Here is a 21,883-nt window from a genome sequence, read left to right as displayed (position 1 = left end):
TGTATCCGGTTATTGCGTCAGTGCAGTTAACGCCTCGGCGACGGTAAAAAAGGAACCACAGACCAAAATGGGCAGCCCCTCAGCCTCGGCCGGGGCGGCTGCCACCGCTGCGGCAACGGAATCATAGCACCGGGCCGGGCTGACTGTCGCCCTGGCGTTCAGTTCAGTTGCGGTCAGGCCCCGTGGTACCGACAAGGTCGCCAGCGACCAGCTTGCGGCCATCGGTGCCAGCGCCCGGGTTACGGCCTCGACATCCTTGTCTGCCAACATGCCCAACAGAACATGCCAGCGACGGTCGCCCAGGCGGCGCGCCAGATAACGAGCCGCATGTGGATTGTGCCCAACGTCCAGAATCCAGTCGCAGTTCAGCGCCTGTATTTTCTGCAATCGGCCAGCCGGAATTACCGCGTTGAAGGCGACCAATGTCTGGGCATCGGTTACCTGAAACGGCGACCGTGCGAAGGCCTGACGGGCCGACACCAGATTGTCGGGCGGCACCGTCGTTGTCAGCGCAGCGGCATCCAGTCGATGTATACCAGTCGATTCTGTCCACCAGAGCCCCGACTCATCGGCGCCATGGCTAATGCCCAGCGACCAGACCGGAGCACCAAGAGCGTCCGCACGGGAAGCGACTGTTTCCGGCAAATCATCACTGCCGAGTACCGCGTCAGTACCGCTGCGGAAAATACCGGCTTTTTCAACACCAATCTGATCACGATCGGTTCCCAGAAACGCCGCATGATCCAGATCAACCGTGGTCACCACTGCAACGTCAGGATCCACCAGATTGACCGCATCCAGGCGCCCACCCAGGCCCACTTCCAACACCCAAACATCAAGATCGGCGGCCTGAAACACCACAAAAGCAGCCAGGGTGGTAAACTCAAAATACGTCAGGGTGATGTCGCCCCGGGCCAGTTCAACCTGCTTGAAGGCGGCGATCAGGCACGCATCGGTCACTGGGCTGGCATCGATCTGCACGCGCTCGTTGAACAGATGCAAATGCGGAGAGGTATAGAGCCCGACACGGCAACCTGCCGCCAGGCTGAGTTGGCGCAGCGTCTCGCAGGTGGACCCTTTGCCATTGGTGCCGGCCACGGTAAACACGAAGGGTCGCCGGCGACCGGTTGACCCCAATGGCAGGTCCAGACGTAACGCGACCGCCAGGAGGCGGTCGAGTCCCATATCAATGGCCTGGCTGTGCAGGTGCTCCAGGTACCTCAACCAGTCATCAAGCGAGGCGTCAGGCTGCGGACACATGCGTCAGTTTCTTGAGCAGGCTAGCCAGTCGCGCGCGTTGCTCGTGGCGATGCAGAATCATATCGATCGCGCCTTTCTCAAGCAGAAACTCACTGCGCTGAAAGCCTTCCGGCAACTGCTCACGTACGGTCTGTTCAATGACCCGGGGACCCGCAAAACCGATCAGGGCATTAGGCTCCGCGATATTGACATCGCCCAGCAAAGCCAGCGAGGCCGACACACCACCAAAACAGGGATCCAGCATCACAGAAATGTAGGGCACCCCCGCTTCACGCAGTTTTTCGATGGCGGCGCTGGTCTTGGCCATTTGCATCAGTGAAAACAGGGCTTCCTGCATTCGGGCACCCCCGGAGGTGGCGAAACAGATCAGCGGCCGACGCTCTTCGAGTGCAACCCGGGCAGCGCGAGCGAATTTCTCGCCAACCACGGCCCCCATGGAACCACCCATAAAATTGAAATCAAACGCGGCGATCACGACCGGGAGACCTTCCAGGGTGCCCTTAACCGTCACCATGGCGTCGTTTTCACCCGTCGCCTTCTGCGCTGCGACCAGGCGGTCCTTGTAGCGCTTGCCGTCGCGGAATTTAAGGCGGTCGCGCGGCATTACGTCATTGGCCAATTCTTCGCGTTCGGCTTCATCCAGAAACAGATCAATACGCCGCCGCGCACTGATGCGCATGTGATGTTCACATTTTGGACAGACGTCCTGATTGCGTTCCAGTTCCGGACGGTACAGAACGGCGCTGCATTTCGGGCATTTTTTCCACAACCCTTCCGGCACGCTCGAGCGTTGACTCGCGCCCGACCGAATCAGTGACGGTACAATTTTGTCCAGCCAGCTACTCATCGTTTCCTCATCATTCGATGTTCGAATTAAGAATTATGCGCGATCCATGGCGGCGCGCATATCACCCAACAACTTAGACACTTGTGACGAAATTTCAATGGCCGATTCAGATTCCAGCCTTTCTATCGCGTTCACCAGCACCGAACCGACGATCACGCCGTCGCATACGCTTGCTACCTTAGCCGCTGTCTCGCCGTCCCGGATACCAAAACCAACACAGACTGGCACCTCGGTATGCTGCTCGATCCAGCTCATACGCTCAGCAACTTCGTCGATATTCAGGGTATTGGCACCGGTAATGCCTTTAAGTGATACATAATAGATCCACCCGGTGCTGCGCTTGCAGATAATGTCGAAGCGTTCATTGGTCGTCGTCGGGGTGACCAGATATATCAGATCCAGGCCGACGGCCTGGGCGTGAGCAACGATACCACCGCCCTCTTCCGGCGGCATATCAACCATCAGCAAACCGTCTACACCGGCGTTATGCGCTGCGTTGACAAAAATGTCATAGCCCATCCATTCAACCGGGTTCAGGTAGCCCATTAACACAACCGGCGTATCCTGATCGGTTTTGCGAAATTCAGCAACAATATCCAGCGTTTTGCGCAGCGACATACCGCTGGCCAGCGCCCGCTCATTGGCCCGTTGGATCGCCGGGCCATCAGCCATGGGGTCGGAAAAGGGCATGCCCAGCTCAATAATATTGGCGCCCTGCTCCACCAGCGCATGCATCAGTGGCAGGGTCACGTCGGGGCGCGGATCTCCGGCGGTGACGAAGGGAATCAGGGCCTTGCGGCCTTCTGACTTGAGGCGCTCAAACGTAGCAGCAATACGACTCATAACAATTCCTTGATGGGATAGCGGAAACGGGCCAGGTAACAGGCCCTCACCGATCCTTAAATAGACAAACCATCCAGTGCCGCCACGGTGTGCACGTCTTTATCACCCCGGCCGGACAGATTCACAATTATGCGCTTGCCTTTGCCCAACTGGGTAGCGAGTTTCTTGGCATAGGCAACTGCATGGGCACTTTCGAGCGCGGGCATAATGCCTTCGGTGCGGGTCAGTTCGCGAAACGCAGCCAGAGCTTCATCGTCAGTAATGGCAACATATTGCGCTCGATTCGAATCTTTCAACCAGGCGTGCTCGGGCCCGACACCCGGGTAATCCAGACCGGCAGAAACCGAATGGGTTGCACTGATCTGGCCATCGTCGTTGGCCATGATGTAGGTCCGGTTACCATGCAGAACACCCGGGCGGCCCTTACTCAGCGGGGCGGCATGCTGATCACCGTCCAGGCCGAGACCCCCGGCCTCAACACCGTATATTTTAACATCCTTGTCGTTCAAAAATTCCCAGAACAGACCAATGGCATTTGACCCGCCACCGACGCAAGCGACCAGTGCATCCGGTAGTTCACCGGTCTGCTCCAGTATCTGGCGCCGCGCCTCACGGCCGATAATTGAATTGAAGTCACGCACCAGCGTCGGATAGGGGTGCGGACCGGCCGCAGTGCCAATGATGTAATAAGTATCATCGACATTGGTGACCCAGTCGCGCATGGCTTCGTTCATGGCGTCTTTCAGGGTGCGCGAACCGGACGTAACCGACACCACCTCAGCGCCCAACAAACGCATCCGATAAACGTTCAGCTTCTGACGCTCTACATCTTCGGCGCCCATGTAAACCACGCATTTCAGGCCCAAACGGGCCGCCACGGTGGCCGTTGCCACGCCGTGCTGGCCAGCGCCGGTTTCGGCGATCACCCGTGGCTTGCCGCTGTACTTAGCCAGTAAGGCCTGACCAATGGTGTTGTTGATCTTATGGGCACCGGTGTGGTTCAGATCTTCACGTTTCAGGTAGATATCCGCCCCACCCCATTTTTCGGTCAGACGCTCTGCCAGATACAGTGGCGACGGGCGACCCACGTACTGGGCCAGATCCTGATCAAACTGGCGACGAAAATCCGGATCGTCTTTCAGCTTGGTGTACATGGCAGACAGTTCGTCCAACGCGTCCATCAGGGTTTCGGAGGCAAAACGCCCGCCGTAGGGGCCAAAGTGGCCCGTCGCATCAGGATGCGCATGATAATCTTCGGTATTCGTTGTCATGGGTGATTTCTTCCTGCATCGGCCAGGGTTACCTGGCGCATAAATTCAGTCATCTTCTGCGGCGATTTCAGGCCTTTTTCAGCCTCAATGCCGCCACTGACGTCTACGCCCTGCGGTCTGATGGTACAGACTGCTTCATTCACGTTGGCCGGCGTGAGCCCTCCGGCCAAGACTATACGGCGTCTCCATTGTTCAGGGATGAGCGTCCATTGAAAGGTTTCCCCGGTCCCGCCCGGCACCCCGGGTTTGTAGGCGTCGAGAATCACGCCATCGGCCTGCTGGTAGTGTCCCAACGACTGCAACAGGGAAGCAGTGTCCTGCACCCGCAGCGCCTTGATCCACGGACGGTCGAACCCGGCACAGAACTCAGGTGATTCATCGCCATGAAACTGCAGAAGATCGAGCGATACCTGGCGCAAGGTGTCACGGACCTGATCTGCAGTAGGGTTAACAAACAAACCCACCCGGCTGCAGAAAACCCCAGCCGCTTTGGCCAACGGTGCGGCCTGTTCCGGTGTGATGGCCCTGGGGCTGGGCGGATAAAACACCAGCCCAATGGCATCGACGCCAAGCCGGTCGGCGAATTCAACATCACTGAGGCGCGTCATACCGCAATATTTGACTCGGGTCCGCGAGTGCGGTTCCTGGTTGGGCGTATTTTCCGGGTTCATGGTCCGATCCTGACATTAATAACCCCAGTCTACCAAAGCCGGGGGCCAGTCCCAATGCCCTGAACACCTCAAGTTTCGGAGTCGCTCAGGTGACTAGCACCGGGTGCCGGGTGTGCCTCTGTGGGGAAGTCCGCAGCATGGATGCTGCGGCCTAGGCTCCACGGACGGATTCACGCCGACCCCACAGAGGCATACCCGGTACCCGATGCGGGCTCATGGCACTAAAGCCAACCCAGCCTTCGAACCTTGGGTCTAAACCTCGCCGAGGCCTGAGAATCCGTCGAGGATGGCCGGTCCGGCTTCACGTTCGGGCAGGTCTTTCCGGTCATAGCGCGCGCGCACAAAATATAACCCGGCGGCTGGCGCGGTAATACCACCCAGATTCCGGTCCCGCCCCTCCAGCACTTCCCGGGCCCACTCAACCGGTTTGTCGCCTCGGCCTATGGCCAACAACACGCCCATGATGTTGCGCACCATGTGATAAAGGAAGCCGTTGGCACGTGCCTGCAGAACAATCAAACGCCCCTGTCGAACCAACCTTAGCTCACGCACATCTTTGACCGGTGAGTGAGCCTGGCAATTGGAGGCGCGAAAGGCGGAAAAATCATGTTCGCCGAGCAGCCGTTCCGCCGCGGCCTGCATGCGCTCCAGATTCAGGTCGCGTCGCTCCCAGGTCAAACCATCACGCAGGATGCCGCTGGGCATCGGCGCGTTGTAGACAATATAGCGGTAGGCGCGTTCGCGTGCGGAAAAGCGGGCGTGAAAACCGGTGTCCACCGGGTGAGTCCATTGCACGCTGATGTCATTGGGCAGCAGAGTGTTCACGCCGGAAGTCCAGCCGTATTCCTTTCGGTAACTGGACGTATCAAAATGCAGGATCTGATTGCTGGCATGTACGCCTGCGTCGGTGCGACCGGCGACAATCAGGTCAACCGGCTCATTGGCAACCCTGGAAATGGCCTCCGTCAGTTCAGCCTGTACGGTTTTCACGCCCGTTTTCTGGATTTGCCAACCGTAATAGCCGGAACCCCGATATTCCACGCACATGGCGACCCGGAATTGGTGCTCGGGCCGTAAAAAAGGAAAGTCTTCTATCATGGGTCCAAAAAAAACGCCGCTCAGAGAGCGGCGCAGTTTACAGGAATCGGGTCTGTTTGAAAGACCCGTTCTGTGCCCGGATCAGAGCTGATCCATCAATTCCTTGGCCTGATGTTTCTGCTCGTCGGTGCCTTCATGGGCGACTTCTTCAAGGATATCGCGTGCGCCATCCTTGTCGTCCATCTCGATGTAGGCCCTTGCCAGGTCGAGCTTGGTGCTGGCTTCATCATTACCAGATAGGAAATCAAACTCGTCGTCGTCCAGTTCTGCTTCTCCTGGTAACGCATCTGCCAGGTCCTGCAGTGCATCGGAGCCTTTTGAACGCTCCGGTACATCAACCGAGAGGTCATCAGCATCGCTGTCGTCGAGATTAAGACTGTCATCGGCTGGCCGTTCGTCGGGTTCTGTCAGCTCGAGGGTGTCGCCGTCATTCAGTGCAGCGAGTTCGGCATCGAAATCGATATCGATATCGTCATAATCATTGTTTTCCAGTGTTGGCAATTCCAGTTCGCTCTCAGCCGTTGCCTCATCCAGACTGAAATTCAGATCGGAAGGCAGCTCACCGTCGTCTGTGTCTTCAAAATCAAAATCGAGCTCAGAAGACGAAAGATTCGGCTCATCAGTGGTCGGCTTATCAGCGGCTGGTTCATCATCGTCGAGCCCAAGTTCCTGCAGATCAAAATCAAGACCTTCATCGTCGTCGCCGTCACTGTCAGGCAACTCGAGGTCATCGAGATCGAGGCTGAAATCCAGATCGCTACTGGATTCACTGCCCGGAGAATCCGGAGTCAGGCCGGAGGCGGGCTCGCGTGATGCTGGGGTATCGTCAGTGTCGGCGGAGTAGTCAGGGTTGTTTGACTCAGCTTCGTCTTCCAGGTCATCCAGTGACGGCATTTCATCGCTGTCCGCACTGAAATTACCGAAATCAAGATCGTCGTCGTCGAGTTCGGCGCTCATCGACCCGTTACTGCCTAAAAGCGGCATCCGATTGCTAAACTCGTCTGCCTGAGCTTTTTGCTCCGCCGACAAGGTCAGCTTATTCTCAAGCTCGGAGAAGGCTGAACTGTTACCGGTTTCGGCATAAACCTCGAGCAATTTCAGGCCAATATCAGACCGATGCGGTTGCTCGGCGAAGGCCGATTTCAGTTTTTCTTCGGCCTGATCATACTTTTGATAGGCCATGTACATTTCAGCTTCCATGACGGCATCGCTGGTTGCGTCGCTATTCTCGGCACCGGGTTCTTCAAAATCATCTTCACTGTCAACAGAATCGAGCATGTCATCTTCGAAGCTTTCATAGAAGTCCGGATCACCCTCAACAACATCGGCATCGTCGGGATCAACCAGATTCTCTTCTTCATCCTTGTCACGACGACTGCGCAGATAGAACGGCAACAACAATGCAACCAACAGAGCAGCAACTGCAGCTACCATATTGGCCAAGCTGGCCATTACCCAATTAATGGCTGGCTGGAAGAAGCCCATCACACCCGGCTCGGGTGTTGGTGTAGCGACCGGCTGTGGCTCAGGTTCTGCCACAACCTCAGGCTCAGTTTGAGTCTGAGCGGATTCGCTTCCGTCTTCCTGATTTGCCGGTGCGCTGGCGGTCTCTTCAGAGCCGTCGGTTTGCGCGTCAGCCGCTGAATCAATCGGATCTGCCGGTTCGGCAGCTGCAGCCTGTTCTGCCAATTCGGCCTGGAAAGCCGCTGCGTCGCCACTTTGCAGATTAATCATCCGCTCCAAGATGGCAAGTTGCTCTTCCAGTTCAGTGACACGACCCTGCAACTCATCACGCTCGCGTTCAAACTGGTCGTTCAACTCACCGGCGATGGCCAATTCATTTTCCAGACGTTCCAGTTCGCCCTGATCAACCGACTCCCCGCCTGCACTGGTGCCGTCTTCTCCATCGGCAGATACTTCCAGGTAACCATCGGGGTCGCGTTCGCCATCCTGATCAGGTAATGCAGAACTGGTTGACTCGGTAGCTGACAACTGGACTTCGGCTGTTTCCGGCGAGGTAGTCATCGCAGTACGGGACGATGCGGGACGACCCTGATTCTGGCTTTGAACCTCCTGAATGGCTTCCTGAACGCTGCGACTAGCCAACTGATCAGCTGTCGGGAATCTCAGCACACTGCCCGCTTTGAGGCGATTGATATTGTCGTTCAAAAAGGCGTCGGGATTGACGTCCTGTAGGGCCAGCATCACCTGCTGCATGCTGTAACCTTCGCGGCCCGGCAACCGCATGGCTATTTCCCACAGGGTATCGTTGCGCTGCACCCGATATTCGTCACCGGCGAGATTATCTACGCGCGGTTCGGTGGCGGCGGGTACCGGCGTGGTCTCGCTACTGCTCTGGGCTACGGTCGTCGTGGTGCTGATTTCACGGCTGGGTGCCGGTGCTTGCTGGGCGGCAGGGTCAATTAGCAGGGATTCGCCAACCACACCGGTATCGAACACCGGCGGGTCGAGCAGCAGAGTATATTCTTTCAGCAAACGGCCCCCGGGCCAGTTCACTTCAACCAGAAAATTAAGAAAGGGCTCGCGTACTGGCTGACGAGTTTCCAGTGCGATGATCAGGTCGCCCGCTTCGTTTTCCTCAAGGGAAAACCGAATATTGGACAAGAAAAAACTACGCTCAATGCCCGCGCGCACGAAGGCAGCATTGCTGGCCAGGGTGGGAATGATTTCACCCGCCGTCAGGCCACGCAATTGCGTCAGCTCTATGTCCGCATCGAGCGGTTCATTCAAGTTCGAATTGAGCTCAATATCACCCAATCCAAGCGCCTGCGCTACATGTGTAAACGCCAGCGCAGAAATAGCAAATACAAGCGCTTGTTTTTTGAACATCGTCCTTTTCCCTTCCCTCAACCCTGATATCAATACCACATTTGGCACCAATATATTGAAAAGGAGTTCGCTATTGTATGGTCAGGGCGCATTAATTCGAGAACTGGCTCCCAATTTTTATTGCACACCCAAATTAACGGCTTTGAAAACTAGAAAGGACTTTCAAACCTTGCGCTAAGTATTATTGATAAAAGGATTTTTCGCAACACAAGGGGTTTTTTGTTATCGCTTCGTTCACACTTTTTTATCGGTCAAAAGCCAAAAAATGACGTTGGCACCTCACTTTATCATAATTAAGCACTTGAAATTAAAAGAAAAATACGGTTGGCGAGCCGCTAAAGTCGGCGTCGCCGCCCTGTTTTCCAATGCGCTTAAATTTTATGGTTGAGAATGGCCAGCATACGCCGAATCGGCTCTGCAGCCCCCCACAACAGCTGGTCACCCACGGTAAAGGCACCTAAATACTCACTGCCCATCGCCAATTTTCTCAGTCGACCCACGGGCACTGACATGGTGCCAGTCACCTTAGCTGGAGTTAGCTCCTGCATGGTTGCTTCGCGTTCATTCGGAACCACTTTAACCCAGTCGTTAGCACCGGCGAGGATCGATTCAACATCAGCCAGGGGCACATCACTGCGCAATTTAATAGTCATCGCCTGGCTGTGCGAGCGCATCGCGCCTACCCGCACACAGAGACCATCGATCGGAATCGGAGAGTTGCTTCGACCCAGAATCTTATTGGCCTCAACCTGGGCTTTCCACTCTTCCTTGCTTTGACCGGAGGCCAGGGCCGAGTCGATCCAGGGAATCAAACTGCCTGCCAGCGGCACACCGAACTGATCGCAGGGGTAATCATCGCTGCGAGTAAATTCAGAGACGGTTTTATCCAGCTCCAGAATCGCCGACGCCGGATCGGCCAGAAACGGCTCGGCAATTTTGTGCACTGCGCCCATTTGTTGCAGTAGCTCACGCATGTGCTTCGCACCGGACCCGGATGCCGCCTGGTAGGTCATCGGTGAAACCCACTCGATCAGGTTTTCACGGAACAAGCCGCCCAGACCCATCAGCATAAGGCTGACAGTGCAGTTACCGCCAACAAAAGTCTTGGTGCCAGCATCAACCGCGCGGTCGATGACATCACGGTTGACCGGGTCGAGTACGATCACCGAATCGTCTGCCATGCGCAGGGTCGAAGCCGCATCCAGCCAGTATCCCTGCCAGCCGGTCTTACGCAGCGGCTCATACACTTCGGAGGTATAATCACCACCCTGACAGGTGACGATGACATCACAGGCTGCCAGAGCGTCAACGTCAGTTGCTTGTTCCAGTAAAGCCGGGCCCTGCCCGACATCGGGCGCCGCCTGGCCAGCCTGGCTGGTGGTGAAAAATACCGGCTCAATGCCTGCAAAATCGTTTTCTTCGCGCATGCGCTGCATCAGGACCGAGCCCACCATGCCACGCCAACCTACAAAACCGACTTTCATACTATTCCTCTCAGTGTTCACGCCCGGCTCTCAGACCAGACGTCACCTGTATTTGCGCTGGCCGCTTGTCTGCGGAGCCAGCGAGGCCCGGCTCATCCGGGCCATTCCTCAACCGAATTGCGCGACTATCGCGCTGTTAGGGCTGCTACGACCGCATCGCCCATGGCATCGGTCGATACGGCAGTTTCGCCTTGCGCAGCGATATCTGCGGTACGCAGGCCCTGATCAAGTACATCGCTGACCGCCTGCTCAATGGCATCGGCCGCGGCTGACTGACCGAGCGAGTAACGCAGCATCATGGCGACCGACAGAATCGTTGCCAGCGGGTTGGCAACACCTTTCCCGGCGATGTCCGGTGCGCTACCGTGAATCGGCTCGTACATGCCCTTACCGTTTGCATCGAGCGATGCCGAGGGCAGCATGCCAATAGACCCGGTCAGCATGGCGGCGCAATCGGATAAAATATCGCCAAACATATTGCCGGTCACCATCACGTCAAACTGCTTGGGCGCCCGCACCAGCTGCATCGCCGCGTTGTCGACATACATGTGCGTCAACTCAACATCGGGGTATTCGGCTGACAGTTCCTTCATAATATTGCGCCACAACACCGTAACTTCAAGGACATTCGCCTTATCAACCGAGCACAGCTTCTTGCCACGCTTGCGTGCTGCTTCGAAGGCAACCCGGCCAATCCGCCGGATTTCAGTCTCGTTGTAGCGGTAGGTGTTAAAGCCTTCGCGCTCGCCCCGGTCATTGATATGCTCGCCGCGCGGCTGCCCGAAATAAATGCCACCGGTCAACTCGCGCACGATCAGGATGTCCAGCCCGGATACGATCTCAGGCTTGAGCGAGCTGGCGCTGGCCAGTTGCGGGTACAGAATCGCCGGTCGCAGGTTGCCGAACAGGGCCAGCTCTGACCGCAGCCCCAACAACCCCTTTTCGGGACGAATTGCCATGTCGAGGCTATCCCACTGCGGCCCACCCACGGCACCGAGCAAAATGGCATCGGCGGCCCGGGCCTTGGCCAGCGTTTCATCCGGCAAGGGTTTACCGGTCGCCTCGATGGCCGCACCACCCACCAGGGCGTGATCGAGCGTCAGGTTCAGCCCTGCCCGCTCAGCCACAGCGTTCAGGACCCGCTCGGCCTGGGTAACAATCTCCGGGCCGATGCCATCACCGGGCAATATAAGAATGGAAGCGTTGTTGTTTGCAGTCATGTCGTTTCCTTAACGAATGTGTCCAAATACCCAGGGCGTTTCCTGTTCGCGGCGTGTTTCATAGGCGCGAATGGCGTCAGCATCCTGCAGGGTCAGGCCAATGTCATCCAGGCCGTTGATCAGGCAATGTTTGCGAAATGAGTTCACTTCAAAGTCGAAGGCCTCACCCTCGGGCGTGACCACCTGCTGATTTTCAAGATCGATGGTCAGTTTGTAGCCTACGATGCTTGCGACCGACTGAAACAGTCGATCGACAATGTCATCCGCCAACACAATCGGCAACAGGCCGTTCTTGAAGCAGTTGTTGTAGAAAATATCGGCAAAACTCGGCGCAATAATCGCCCGAAAACCATAGTCTTCGAGCGCCCAGGGCGCATGCTCACGGCTTGAACCGCAACCGAAATTCTTACGTGCCAGCAGCACCTGGGCACCGGCATAGCGCGGTCTATTCAGTTCGAACTCCGGATTCAGCGGGCGCTGGCTGCTGTCCATGCCGGGTTGCCCTTCATCCAGATAGCGCAGCTCGTCGAACAAGTTAGGGCCAAAACCACTGCGCTTGATCGACTTCAAAAACTGCTTGGGAATAATCATGTCGGTATCGACATTGCTGCGGTCCATAGGTGCTACAACACCGGTTACGGTGGTGAATGGTTTCATGCGGCGCCCTCCTGCCAGGTGCGGATATCGACAAAATGCCCCTTGATGGCGGCGGCGGCGGCCATGGCCGGACTGACCAGGTGCGTCCGGCCACCAAAACCCTGACGACCTTCAAAATTGCGGTTCGAGGTCGAGGCACAATGCTCGCCCTGCCCCAGCTTATCGGCATTCATCGCCAGGCACATGGAGCAACCGGGCTCGCGCCACTGGAAACCAGCGGCTTTGAAAATAGCATCCAGGCCTTCAGCTTCGGCTTGTTGCTTCACCAGCCCGGAACCGGGCACGACCATCGCCTGCTTGACGCTACTGGCGACACTGTGGCCTTTCACCACGGCTGCAGCGGCACGCAGATCTTCGATCCGCGAATTGGTGCAGGATCCGATAAACACCCGGTCGAGACGAATTGATTCGATCGACTGGTCTGCCTGCAGGCCCATATACTCTAGCGCTCGAACCACGCCTTTGCGACTGTCTTCATCGGCAACGCCCTGCGGGTTTGGCACTTTGCCAGTCACGCCCGCCACCATTTCCGGTGAAGTTCCCCAGGAGACCTGGGGTTCAATATCGGCCGCCTGCAACACCACTTCTTTATCGAATACGGCGTCGTCATCGCTGACCAGAGTACGCCAGTAGTCTGCGGCGCGATCCCACATCTCGCCTTTGGGGGCAAAGGGGCGGCCTTTAAAGTAGTCAATGGTGGTCTCATCTACCGCGACCATGCCTGCACGGGCACCGGCCTCAATCGCCATGTTGCAGACGGTCATTCGGCCTTCCATTGACAGCGAACGCAATGCGGAACCCGCAAATTCGATGGCGTATCCGGTGCCTCCGGCGGTGCCGATTTGACCGATGATATACAACACCACATCTTTGGCGGTGATACCCGGTGCCAGGTCGCCCTCAACCCGGATGCACATGTTCTTCATCTTGCTTTGGATCAGGCACTGGGTCGCCAATACATGTTCAACTTCCGACGTGCCGATGCCAAACGCCAGCGAGCCCATGGCCCCGTGAGTGGAGGTATGCGAATCGCCACAGACGATGGTCATACCCGGCAAGGTCGCACCCTGTTCCGGGCCAACGACATGCACAATGCCCTGATTCACGTCGTTCATGCTGAACTCACGGACGCCAAAGGCGGCGCAGTTGTCGTCGAGCGTGGTGACCTGAATGCGTGAGATCTCATCGCGGATGCCGGACACACCAGCCTGGCGCTCAGCCAGATCGGTTGAAACGTTATGATCCGGCGTAGCCAGGTTGGTATCCAGACGCCAAGGTTTACGATTCGCCAGGCGCAGGCCTTCAAAGGCCTGAGGTGAGGTTACTTCGTGTATCAGATGCCGATCTATATAGAGCAACGCGGTGCCGTCATCACGCTCGGATACTTTATGGGCGTCCCATAACTTATCGTATAAGGTCTTGCTGGCCATGCCGTCCCCTCCTGCGGGAAACCACCGTTGACGCCTTTGTTTACCCCTGTTTCGGAGTTCGGTCTCGTTATATTGCCAGCAATCCGTATCAGCCACCGGTCACACCTCTACGGGGTCGGCGTAAACCCATCCATGGGCCTAGATCGCAGCATCCATGCTGCAAACTACCCCGGAGAGGCGTGACCGGCGGCTGATACTTACCTGGTAGCAAACTCCAAAACTTAAGTAATTTAAAAGTCTTAACGCCGGGTGATTCTTAGTTTTTATCACGGTATTTGTCTGTACTGCACAGTCTATGTAGACTGACGAATAATACAAATTTATTATTTTTATATTTTCCATAACCAACTGGAATACATATGGATCACACCTCCCTGGAAGCCTTTCTGGCCGTGGCCGAGACCGGCTCTTTCAGCCGGGCCGCCGAACGCCTGTTTCTGACTCAACCGGCCATTTCCAAACGGGTTGCCAATCTGGAACAATCGCTCAGGGTGAAGCTTTTCGACCGGATTGGACGAGATGTATATCTCACCGAGAGTGGCCGATTATTGGTTGACCGGGCCAGTCGCATTCTGGAAGACATTCGCGATGCCCGTCTGGCTGTTAGCCAGGTTGGTAGTGATCAGGTCGGCAAACTGAGCATTGCGAGCAGTCACCACATTGGTTTGCATTACCTGGGCCCGCTACTGCGGTCTCTGACCGATCAGTTCCCCGAGGCCCATCTGGACGTGCAGTTTCTGGAATCTGAACAGACGTTACAGGCCATCGCCCGGCGCGATCTTGAGCTGGCGTTCATTACTCTACCCACCACTCTGCCACGCGAACTGCGCAAAGAGACCCTGTGGACCGATGTACTGGAATTTGTCGTCAGCCCGGATCATCCGCTGACCCAGCGCAAAGGCAAGATACGCCTCAACGAACTGGTGCACTTCAGGGCGATTCTGCCGGACTCCCAGACCACCACCTACCGGCTGATTGAGCAAACCTTTCAACGCCATCACCTGCCGTTGTCACGCACGCTGGCGGTCAATTACCTGGAAACCATACGCGCATTGGTTGCCAGCGGCCTGGGCTGGAGCCTGCTGCCTCATCGACTGATCGACGACAGCGTGCGCGTGCTGTCGGTAGATCAGGTGCAATTGAAACGTCATTTGGGGGTTATCTGGCATCAGGGCCGGACACTGAGCCGGGGCGCTGAGGCACTAATGGCGATTGCGCGCTCTGCCCCAGCCCCAGGCGACCAGCACCGCCAGCAGGCCAGCGACTAGCCCGGCCAGATGCGATTGCACGGCGATGTCGCCCCGTATAAACATCGACACTCCGCTGGCGCCGCCGCTGTAGGGCCCGGACAGGTTTTCGGTGATCACCTTGACGACCAGAACCACGGCAACCGCCAGCCTAATAAGCCCGCTGTAATGCGGGCTGCGCCACAGCGCCCAGATCAGCCAGCCATAGAGCAAGCCGGAGAGGCCCGCATATTGCTGGTAGGGCCCGAGCGCCAGCCAGATGCTGCACAGCAACCAGACCCCGCCGAACGCCAGGGTGTCCTGGCATTGCCAGCGGCCCGGTAACAACAGTGCCAACAACACCAGCCCGCCCTGGTTCACCAGCCAGTGAGACGGGTTTAGCTGGGCTACCCAGGCGGTTAGCGGTCGCCAAACCTCCCCGGCGGCTACCGCCAGGCGCTGATAGTCCAGCCAGTCGGTCACCCCGGCCAAAGAGCCTAACAGGCACAGCACAGAGATCGACAGCAGCACCCGTATCGTTACCGGGACCCTCTGCGGCCACCCCTGCCATGGCATTGCGGTCATTCAAGTTCCCTATCTTGCTGTGGATCACAGGTTCAGAGTAAACCGTCGACACGATGCGGCAAAGTGGTTTTGCTGGCCGGGCGAACCCAGTACACTGCCCTCCTTTCGATTTACTGCCGATGGGAAGCTGGCTTAATGTGGTTTAAAAACGCACGCGTGTATCGTTTCACCGACACCTGGTCCGGCTCTGAAGACCAACTCAATGAACAACTTGCGCAAACGCCCTTTACCGGCCTGACGGCGCTGCAGGAATCCGCTTTTGGCTGGGTTGCCCCCTTTAAGGACAGCCAGATGCTGTGCGAGAAAGTCGGCGACCGGCTGTTCATCACCGCCCAGATTCAGGAAAAAATTCTGCCGGCCAGCGTATTGACCGAGCAATTGGCGGAAAAGATCGACGCCGTTGAGGAAGCCGAAGGCCGCCGCCCGGGTCGCAAGGAAAAAGACGCTCTGAAGGAGCAACTGCGGGCCGAACTATTGCCCCGCGCTTTTCACAAGACTCGCCGCACCAGCGCCTGGATCGATCTGAAACAGCAATGGCTGGTGATCAACGCCGCCAGCGAGAAAGCGGCGGATGACGTGACCGCCAAACTGCGCGAGAGCATTGGCTCGTTACCGGTCATCCCGGTGGGCAAGTCGGTCGCTGGCAGTGCCATTTTGACTGAATGGTTCCAACAACCGGAACGTCGCCCCGAAGGCACTGAATTGCTGGAAGACCTGGAACTGGTAATGGCCGAAGACCCGACCATCAAGGCCCGTTACCGCAACCTTGATCTGGAAGCTCCGGAAATTGCCCACTCGCTCGACAGCGGCATGCGCATCCGCCAAATGGGCATCGTACTGAACGATAACTGCCAGGCTGTCATTGACGACAGCTTCACCTTAAAACGCCTGAAGTTCACCGATACCCTGATCGAGCAAAGCGGCGATTCCGACGACCCACGCACCGATGCGCTACTGATGTCCGATGCCCTGACCGACTGGCTGGTCAAACTGGCCCCTCAATGGCGTGATACCGGGGTCTGACGCTCCAGGGAGGGTGGCTCTGGCAAACGGAGTAAAGAGCTCATATATGGATACTATGCTTTAAGATGAATTGTGGATAATCTCGGGAGGGAGTCATGAACCGGACACTAAAATGGACTAAACACACCCGCCTCTGGCTCGCATCGGTGCTATGCCTGCTCAGTATTGGTGCCGCGGCAGAAAGCCAGATCGAAGTGAAAGAAACCTTTTATCGTTTAACCAAGGCTGAAGGTGACACCAATTTCAGTCGCACAGAAATTACCGAAGCCCGCCCCGGTGACTTGCTGGAGCTGGAAGTTGAAGCCGTCAACATCGGCACCCAGACCCTCACTGACTTACTGCTGGTAAACACCGTACCCAGCGGTGGTGCCCAATTGATTGAAGGCTCGTTCAAACTGGACGGCCACGTCGGTGAGTTCCGCCTGTCACGCAATGGCAATACGTTTTTCCCCGCCGGGGTGGAGATGCCTGCTGCTGAAATTGGGTATATTCAATGGCTGATTTACAGCTTGCCCGCGGGGGAGCGCACTGTTCTTAGCTATCGCTTGCGGGTGCCCAGAGCGGGGGAATAACCCGCCAACTGGCTGACGTTGTGAAGACAGCGCCGTAGAACTCAGGTTTCGGAGTTACTACCAATTGAGCGTCGGGTGCCGGTTATGCCTGTCCGGGGTAGTCCGCAGCAGGGATGCTGCGGTCTAGGCCCCATGGACGGGTTCACGCCGACCCCGGACAGGCATAACCGGTGCCCGGCACGGAATCTGTGGCAATTAAGTAAAACTTAACTCCAAAGCTGGACCCGCCAATTACTGAAGTGTCGCGCGATTAATTTGTTTTAGTCGGGTGAAGCAGTCTTTCAGTGCGGCTTCAAACTCCGACTCGATTTTTCCCCGTTGTTGATCCTGTTTGTGGCGTTCTGCCGGGGTCAGGTCCTTTCTGGCCTGGTGTGTATCGAATCCCTGTACCTGCTCGAACACCTGATCCAGTATCTGATACGATTGTCGTTCTGTCTCTGGCATTTCCAGTGAATCGAGCAAAATTTTACAGCGAATCGTCGCTTCCGTGAGATTCAGGTCTTCTTCCAGCGCGTTGGTGGAAATAATTTCCAGACTTTGCAGCACAAAGGCTCTGCGAGCTTCGGTTTTTTGCTCGTAGGCCGCCTTCACTTGGGCCCGCTCCTGCTCCTTCTGGCGAACCTGTCGCTGCAAGCGCCAGGCGACAATGGCCAGAACGGTGATGATAGCGATGGCGGCCAGGGCCAGGCTGTACAGTATCCAGGAATTCATCGGAATGCTCTCTAATTCAGGGTGTATGAGTGGTGGATGAAGGCTTTAGCGCGAGTACGTATCGGCATGCTCTAAAGGTCAGTTCAGTCGAGATAGAACGGCTAACCTTCCTGACTGTAATCGCCGGTTTGATCGACATCGCGCTCATCCGAACCGGTTGTGGCCTGGTCTTCCCAGGCCTCTTTCTGATCACTGCGGCGGATTTCGTCGCGTGGCATGATGTTCAATGTTTCTTCGGTCTCGCTCCACAGAATTACCAGATCACCATCAAGCACCCGTGCCCGGGCCAGTGGAATGGCATCGTCCAAGCCACCGTCAACCAGGCCCCAGTCTTCCCCCTGGCGCATCAGCCAGTCGCGAACGATGGAATCCAGTGTTTCCGGTGCCAGTTGTTCAGCCGGAATAATCATAGTCGGGCGTGCCCAAAAGCCACTTCATGCTCCCATTCACAGTGCACAGACAGATCATCACTGGGTGCGTGGTAAGCACCCGGGCTGTCCCATTGAAAGGTATGGTTGCCAGACAGCTCTGTTTCAAGGTACACAGTGGCCGACACCCAATACATGCGCTTAAGCAGTTGTTCAAATTTGGCGATCCAGGCTTCCCAGTGATATTCCACCGCCTGGTAAGAGGCCGCAAAGTGAATCACCTGGGTCTGGTAAGTGCCTTGCTCCAGCTCTTCGGTGGGAATCGAGAACATACTGGTGGTCAGGTACGGAAAGCTGTCGAGATCGGTTAAGCTCAGGATGGCGTCGCAATTGACCAGCCGGCTGCTCAACAAAAACCGGGCGTCGTTGGACGCTACATCGCGAATAACGCCATACACCAGGGTTTCCTGATCCATATCAGCAGCTCCCCCGCGGCAACCGGTTCGATGCGGCGTGTACGCCGGCCGTTATTGCCATAATTGGTGCTCCCTTAAAACCTCAAGAAATTCCGCTTCATCCATCACCGGTACATCCAGGTCGGTGGCTTTTTTCAATTTGCTGCCCGCGCCCGGCCCGGCCACCAACTGGTGAGTTTTGGCTGAAACGCTGCCAGCTACTTTTGCGCCGAGACGCTGCAGATAATCCTTAGCCTCATCGCGACTTAGCGCTTCCAACTTGCCGGTCACCACCCAGGTCTGGCCCGACAACGGCATCGAAGCGGACACCGGTTTGGGGTCTGGCCAGGTCAGGCCCAGCGCCACCAGACGCTCGATTTCAAGGCGATTATTGGGTTCTGCAAAAAAATGCTCTACATGCGCGGCGACCTTGGGGCCGACATCGTCGACCTCGAGCAAATCCTCTTCGCTGGCACTCCAGAGTTTTTCAAGTGTCCCGAAATGCTGGGCCAGGTTAGCGGCCGTTGTTACACCGACTTCTCGGATACCCAGCGCATAGAGAAAGCGCGGCAATGTGGTCTGCTTGGCAGCTTCGATGGCGGCAATCACCTTACTGGCCGATTTTTCGCCCATGCGATCCAGCTCAACCAGTTGGTCGGCGGTCAGTTCGAAGATGTCACCCGGTGTGTGCAGCAGCCCTTTTTCAAGCAGCGTATCGATCAGTTTCTCGCCCAGGCCTTCAATGTCCAATGCGCGGCGCGATACAAAATGCTTCAGCGCTTCGCGGCGCTGGGCGTCGCAGTGAATGCCGCCGGTGCAGCGGGATACCGCTTCACCTTCTACCCGCTCAACCGCCGAGCCACAGACCGGACAGGCCTCAGGCAGTTGTACCGGCCGGGCGTCTGCCGGGCGTTGATCTTCTATCACCCGCACTACCTGCGGGATCACATCCCCGGCACGGCGTACGATGACGGTATCGCCAATATGAACGCCTATCCGTTCGACTTCGTCCATGTTGTGCAAGGTGGCATTGCTGACCGTCACGCCGCCAACAAAGACTGGTTCCAAGCGGGCGACCGGGGTCAGCGCACCGGTGCGGCCTACCTGAAACTCGACATCCAGCAACCGGGTCATTTCTTCCTGGGCCGGAAATTTGCGGGCGATGGCCCAGCGTGGTGCGCGCGAAACAAAGCCCAGCCGCTGCTGCAACTGAAAGCTGTTGATCTTGAAGACGATGCCATCTATCTCGTAGGGCAGCTCATCCCGCCGTGCCAGTAAGTACTGGTAAAAGGCCAGCATCTCATCGAGCCCGGTGACCACACGACTTTCCGGGTTGATTTTCAAACCCCAGCCCGCCAGGGCGTTGAGGGTATCAAAATGGGTGTCAGCCAAGGTGCCGCCGTCGACGCGGCCCACTGAATAGCAACACATTTCCAGCGGCCGCTTCGCCGTCAACTGCGGGTCGAGCTGACGCAAACTGCCCGAGGCCGCATTGCGCGGGTTAACAAACACCTTGTCGCCCTGCTCCCGCGCCTGATCATTCATGCGTTCAAACCCGGCCCGGGGCATATAGATTTCACCGCGCACTTCCAGCACCTTGGGCCAGTCATCTCCACGCAGGGTTAGCGGAATGCTGCGAATGGTACGCACGTTGGCGGTGATGTCTTCGCCGGTGGTGCCATCGCCACGCGTCGCGCCGCGTACCAGTCGACCGTCTTCATACAACAGACTAACCGCAATGCCATCGAGTTTGGGTTCACAGGCCAGCTCCAGCGACCCGGTGGTGTTCATTCGGTCTTGAAGCCGTTTGTAGAAGGCGGCCATATCGTCGTCGCTGAAGGCATTGTCGAGCGACAGCATGGGCACTTCGTGCTGCACCTGGGTAAAACCCGCCTGGGGCTGCCCACCTACACGTTGTGTGGGGGAATCCGGAAGCACCCACTCAGGATGCTTCGCTTCCAATTCGATCAACAGCTGCATCATCCGGTCGTATTCAGAATCAGGCAAGCTGGACTCGTTGAGCACATAGTACTCGTAGTCAAGCCGTCGAATTTTTTCAAGAAGTTCGCGGAGATTGTCCGGAATAGCGCTGTCAGTCATGCTGGAAACTTGATCATTCATGGGCCTGAATCAGTTGCGACCGGGCAAAGTTGCGCAGCCGTTCGCGGTAGTGTTCAACCCGTTGCGGCGTGACCGTGCTGTGTTCCTCATCGAGCAAATCCGCATCCAGGTTCTTACTGAGGTACACCGCCATTTCGTACATGTGATCGAACGAGGTCATCATGTCGGCGCGCAATGGCAGCTGCATAAAGAGGGTAACACCCGGCGTAGCCATCTGGTCCATGGCATCCGGGTTCAGCGTGCCTGGCTGTACACTATTGGCCAGGCTGAACTCCATCTGCCCCTGAGGATTGCGATAATGGAAAATATCCAGCGGGCCAAAGCGCAACCCGGCCCGCAGCAGCAGTTCCAGCAAGACATCACCGGCAATCTCACCTTTGTCGCGCGCCATGACATGCATGATCACCAGTGCTTCGACCGGACGGGTGTCTTCCCTGTATTCGGGTTCTTGCTGCGTTTCCCGTGTTGTCGCAGCCTGAGCGGGCTCAGGGTTCTCCTCAACAGTGTCAACACCTGACTCAGTCGGTTCAGGCTGCCGGTAGCCGGTATCAGCCTCGTCTTCGTCGTCAGAAGTCTGTTGCGCTGCTTCGCGATAGGTGTCGTCGGGACGGGGTTCGTCAACCGCGTCATCTTTCTCAGTGTCGTGTTCAGCTTTCGCCACTGCATCCCGGTCGGGTTCGTCTTCATCATCGACAGCGCTGAAATGCCAGCTGGTGTCCCACTGCTCGGCGTCGTCTTTTGCAGAAATTGGCCGGTGCGAATCATCACCATCGGCAGCACCCGACCCGGGCACTTTGGTCGCGGCGCGCTCTTTCGGGTCGGGCTCCCGATCGAAATCCAGAGGTTGCTGTTCAGCCCGTTGGCTGGCCGCTGGAGGAACACCTGCGTCAGGCTCGGGCTCAGCGTCCACCGAATCCATCAGCATCGGCACTCGTTCCCGCAAATTCAGTTTCGAGCTGATGACCTCGCGTTCCTGCTCGGTCATGTCGCGCACCCGGGCGCCGCCATTGGGCAATTCACGCGCCAGTTCGGCCTTTTTCTTTTCTTCTTCCGGGTCCGGCCCAAGGTCTGTGATCGGGCGGCGGGTCTTGGGTATGCGCAGTTTCATGCGGCGCAGCCCGTCCCAGACGATCACGGCAATCAGCACGATGCCCAGAATAATCAGTACTTCACGCAATTCCATTCGCCTGC

The 21,883-nt window shown here is 57.0% G+C and carries 20 protein-coding genes; 3 read left to right on the top strand and 17 right to left on the bottom strand.

The genetic code is table 11. The features are described 5' to 3' along the window. Positions 1 to 9: 9 nt before the first annotated feature. From folC to leuC, 11 genes are all read right to left on the bottom strand, one after another. Positions 10 to 1,260 (bottom strand): bifunctional tetrahydrofolate synthase/dihydrofolate synthase, encoded by a 1,251-nt coding sequence (folC, locus tag WEB54_RS04855; RefSeq protein WP_368053767.1) that lies wholly within the window; start codon positions 1,258 to 1,260, stop codon positions 10 to 12. Then, a complete protein-coding gene (gene accD / locus WEB54_RS04850; protein WP_368053765.1) occupies positions 1,244 to 2,107 on the bottom strand; it encodes an acetyl-CoA carboxylase, carboxyltransferase subunit beta in 864 nt (287 codons plus the stop codon). Before accD ends, folC begins: the two co-directional genes overlap by 17 nt. A 33-nt stretch (positions 2,108 to 2,140) precedes the next feature. Then, entirely contained in the window at positions 2,141 to 2,950 is an 810-nt protein-coding gene (gene trpA / locus WEB54_RS04845) for a tryptophan synthase subunit alpha (protein ID WP_368053763.1), read from the bottom strand. A gap of 56 nt (positions 2,951 to 3,006) precedes the next feature. After that, positions 3,007 to 4,221 (bottom strand): tryptophan synthase subunit beta, encoded by a 1,215-nt coding sequence (gene trpB, locus WEB54_RS04840; protein WP_368053761.1) that lies wholly within the window; start codon positions 4,219 to 4,221, stop codon positions 3,007 to 3,009. After that, complete coding sequence (locus WEB54_RS04835) at positions 4,218 to 4,892, bottom strand: phosphoribosylanthranilate isomerase (RefSeq protein ID WP_368053759.1); 675 nt, start codon at positions 4,890 to 4,892, stop codon at positions 4,218 to 4,220. The genes trpB and WEB54_RS04835 overlap by 4 nt, the downstream gene beginning before the upstream one ends. A 252-nt stretch (positions 4,893 to 5,144) precedes the next feature. Next, positions 5,145 to 5,990 carry a tRNA pseudouridine(38-40) synthase TruA gene (gene truA, locus WEB54_RS04830; RefSeq protein ID WP_368053757.1) on the bottom strand — a complete coding sequence of 282 codons (846 nt, stop codon included), beginning with the start codon at positions 5,988 to 5,990 and terminating at the stop codon, positions 5,145 to 5,147. 81 nt (positions 5,991 to 6,071) lie between these two features. After that, positions 6,072 to 8,840, bottom strand: coding sequence for a FimV/HubP family polar landmark protein (locus WEB54_RS04825; RefSeq protein WP_368053755.1), 2,769 nt, complete (start codon positions 8,838 to 8,840; stop codon positions 6,072 to 6,074). A gap of 371 nt (positions 8,841 to 9,211) precedes the next feature. Beyond that, positions 9,212 to 10,324 carry an aspartate-semialdehyde dehydrogenase gene (asd, locus tag WEB54_RS04820; RefSeq protein WP_368053753.1) on the bottom strand — a complete coding sequence of 371 codons (1,113 nt, stop codon included), beginning with the start codon at positions 10,322 to 10,324 and terminating at the stop codon, positions 9,212 to 9,214. A gap of 125 nt (positions 10,325 to 10,449) precedes the next feature. Next, positions 10,450 to 11,544, bottom strand: coding sequence for a 3-isopropylmalate dehydrogenase (gene leuB, locus WEB54_RS04815; RefSeq protein WP_368053751.1), 1,095 nt, complete (start codon positions 11,542 to 11,544; stop codon positions 10,450 to 10,452). 9 nt (positions 11,545 to 11,553) lie between these two features. After that, positions 11,554 to 12,201 carry a 3-isopropylmalate dehydratase small subunit gene (leuD, locus tag WEB54_RS04810; RefSeq protein ID WP_368053749.1) on the bottom strand — a complete coding sequence of 216 codons (648 nt, stop codon included), beginning with the start codon at positions 12,199 to 12,201 and terminating at the stop codon, positions 11,554 to 11,556. Then, entirely contained in the window at positions 12,198 to 13,631 is a 1,434-nt protein-coding gene (leuC, locus tag WEB54_RS04805; protein ID WP_368053747.1) for a 3-isopropylmalate dehydratase large subunit, read from the bottom strand. The genes leuD and leuC overlap by 4 nt, the downstream gene beginning before the upstream one ends. 359 nt (positions 13,632 to 13,990) lie before the next feature. Between leuC and WEB54_RS04800 the strand changes: the two genes are divergently transcribed. After that, a complete protein-coding gene (locus tag WEB54_RS04800; protein ID WP_368053745.1) occupies positions 13,991 to 14,899 on the top strand; it encodes a LysR family transcriptional regulator in 909 nt (302 codons plus the stop codon). Here the strand turns inward: WEB54_RS04800 and rrtA are convergent. Continuing rightward, positions 14,834 to 15,442, bottom strand: coding sequence for a rhombosortase (gene rrtA, locus WEB54_RS04795; protein ID WP_368053742.1), 609 nt, complete (start codon positions 15,440 to 15,442; stop codon positions 14,834 to 14,836). The two genes, WEB54_RS04800 and rrtA, sit on opposite strands and share 66 nt — an antisense overlap. Before the next feature lie 135 nt (positions 15,443 to 15,577). On the opposite strand from rrtA, the gene WEB54_RS04790 reads away from it, so the two are divergent. Both WEB54_RS04790 and WEB54_RS04785 read left to right on the top strand, forming a co-directional pair. After that, entirely contained in the window at positions 15,578 to 16,465 is an 888-nt protein-coding gene (locus tag WEB54_RS04790) for a recombination-associated protein RdgC (protein WP_368053740.1), read from the top strand. Positions 16,466 to 16,560: 95 nt separating this feature from the next. Continuing rightward, entirely contained in the window at positions 16,561 to 17,037 is a 477-nt protein-coding gene (locus WEB54_RS04785) for a hypothetical protein (RefSeq protein WP_368053738.1), read from the top strand. A 231-nt stretch (positions 17,038 to 17,268) separates the two neighbouring features. On the opposite strand, the gene WEB54_RS04780 is transcribed toward WEB54_RS04785, so the two are convergent. The 5 genes from WEB54_RS04780 to zipA form a co-directional block, all read right to left on the bottom strand. Beyond that, entirely contained in the window at positions 17,269 to 17,748 is a 480-nt protein-coding gene (locus WEB54_RS04780; protein ID WP_368053736.1) for a DUF2489 domain-containing protein, read from the bottom strand. Positions 17,749 to 17,849: 101 nt separating this feature from the next. Then, positions 17,850 to 18,158: a YheU family protein gene (locus tag WEB54_RS04775; protein WP_368053734.1), complete on the bottom strand. Its 309-nt coding sequence runs from the start codon at positions 18,156 to 18,158 to the stop codon at positions 17,850 to 17,852. Then, positions 18,155 to 18,592 carry a hypothetical protein gene (locus WEB54_RS04770; RefSeq protein WP_368053732.1) on the bottom strand — a complete coding sequence of 146 codons (438 nt, stop codon included), beginning with the start codon at positions 18,590 to 18,592 and terminating at the stop codon, positions 18,155 to 18,157. Before WEB54_RS04770 ends, WEB54_RS04775 begins: the two co-directional genes overlap by 4 nt. A gap of 51 nt (positions 18,593 to 18,643) precedes the next feature. Then, positions 18,644 to 20,692 (bottom strand): NAD-dependent DNA ligase LigA, encoded by a 2,049-nt coding sequence (ligA, locus tag WEB54_RS04765; RefSeq protein WP_368053730.1) that lies wholly within the window; start codon positions 20,690 to 20,692, stop codon positions 18,644 to 18,646. Then, positions 20,685 to 21,875 carry a cell division protein ZipA gene (gene zipA / locus WEB54_RS04760; protein ID WP_368053728.1) on the bottom strand — a complete coding sequence of 397 codons (1,191 nt, stop codon included), beginning with the start codon at positions 21,873 to 21,875 and terminating at the stop codon, positions 20,685 to 20,687. The genes ligA and zipA overlap by 8 nt, the downstream gene beginning before the upstream one ends. Positions 21,876 to 21,883 lie beyond the last annotated feature (8 nt).

This window comes from Saccharospirillum sp. (assembly GCF_040881935.1).
In the GTDB taxonomy this organism is placed as follows: Bacteria; Pseudomonadota; Gammaproteobacteria; order Pseudomonadales; family Natronospirillaceae; genus Saccharospirillum.
Note: the sequence above shows the minus strand (reverse complement) of the source record. Positions and strands in the feature narration are given on the sequence as shown.

Excerpts from the sequence above, each read along its gene's own strand:
- folC (WP_368053767.1), bottom strand. The coding sequence starts at position 1,260 with ATGTGTCCGCAGCCTGACGCCTCGCTTGATGACTGGTTGAGGTACCTG.
- accD (WP_368053765.1), bottom strand. The coding sequence starts at position 2,107 with ATGAGTAGCTGGCTGGACAAAATTGTACCGTCACTGATTCGGTCGGGC.
- trpA (WP_368053763.1), bottom strand. The coding sequence starts at position 2,950 with ATGAGTCGTATTGCTGCTACGTTTGAGCGCCTCAAGTCAGAAGGCCGC.
- trpB (WP_368053761.1), bottom strand. The coding sequence starts at position 4,221 with ATGACAACGAATACCGAAGATTATCATGCGCATCCTGATGCGACGGGC.
- WEB54_RS04835 (WP_368053759.1), bottom strand. The coding sequence starts at position 4,892 with ATGAACCCGGAAAATACGCCCAACCAGGAACCGCACTCGCGGACCCGA.
- truA (WP_368053757.1), bottom strand. The coding sequence starts at position 5,990 with ATGATAGAAGACTTTCCTTTTTTACGGCCCGAGCACCAATTCCGGGTC.
- WEB54_RS04825 (WP_368053755.1), bottom strand. The coding sequence starts at position 8,840 with ATGTTCAAAAAACAAGCGCTTGTATTTGCTATTTCTGCGCTGGCGTTT.
- asd (WP_368053753.1), bottom strand. The coding sequence starts at position 10,324 with ATGAAAGTCGGTTTTGTAGGTTGGCGTGGCATGGTGGGCTCGGTCCTG.
- leuB (WP_368053751.1), bottom strand. The coding sequence starts at position 11,544 with ATGACTGCAAACAACAACGCTTCCATTCTTATATTGCCCGGTGATGGC.
- leuD (WP_368053749.1), bottom strand. The coding sequence starts at position 12,201 with ATGAAACCATTCACCACCGTAACCGGTGTTGTAGCACCTATGGACCGC.
- leuC (WP_368053747.1), bottom strand. The coding sequence starts at position 13,631 with ATGGCCAGCAAGACCTTATACGATAAGTTATGGGACGCCCATAAAGTA.
- WEB54_RS04800 (WP_368053745.1), top strand. The coding sequence starts at position 13,991 with ATGGATCACACCTCCCTGGAAGCCTTTCTGGCCGTGGCCGAGACCGGC.
- rrtA (WP_368053742.1), bottom strand. The coding sequence starts at position 15,442 with ATGACCGCAATGCCATGGCAGGGGTGGCCGCAGAGGGTCCCGGTAACG.
- WEB54_RS04790 (WP_368053740.1), top strand. The coding sequence starts at position 15,578 with ATGTGGTTTAAAAACGCACGCGTGTATCGTTTCACCGACACCTGGTCC.
- WEB54_RS04785 (WP_368053738.1), top strand. The coding sequence starts at position 16,561 with ATGAACCGGACACTAAAATGGACTAAACACACCCGCCTCTGGCTCGCA.
- WEB54_RS04780 (WP_368053736.1), bottom strand. The coding sequence starts at position 17,748 with ATGAATTCCTGGATACTGTACAGCCTGGCCCTGGCCGCCATCGCTATC.
- WEB54_RS04775 (WP_368053734.1), bottom strand. The coding sequence starts at position 18,158 with ATGATTATTCCGGCTGAACAACTGGCACCGGAAACACTGGATTCCATC.
- WEB54_RS04770 (WP_368053732.1), bottom strand. The coding sequence starts at position 18,592 with ATGGATCAGGAAACCCTGGTGTATGGCGTTATTCGCGATGTAGCGTCC.
- ligA (WP_368053730.1), bottom strand. The coding sequence starts at position 20,692 with ATGAATGATCAAGTTTCCAGCATGACTGACAGCGCTATTCCGGACAAT.
- zipA (WP_368053728.1), bottom strand. The coding sequence starts at position 21,875 with ATGGAATTGCGTGAAGTACTGATTATTCTGGGCATCGTGCTGATTGCC.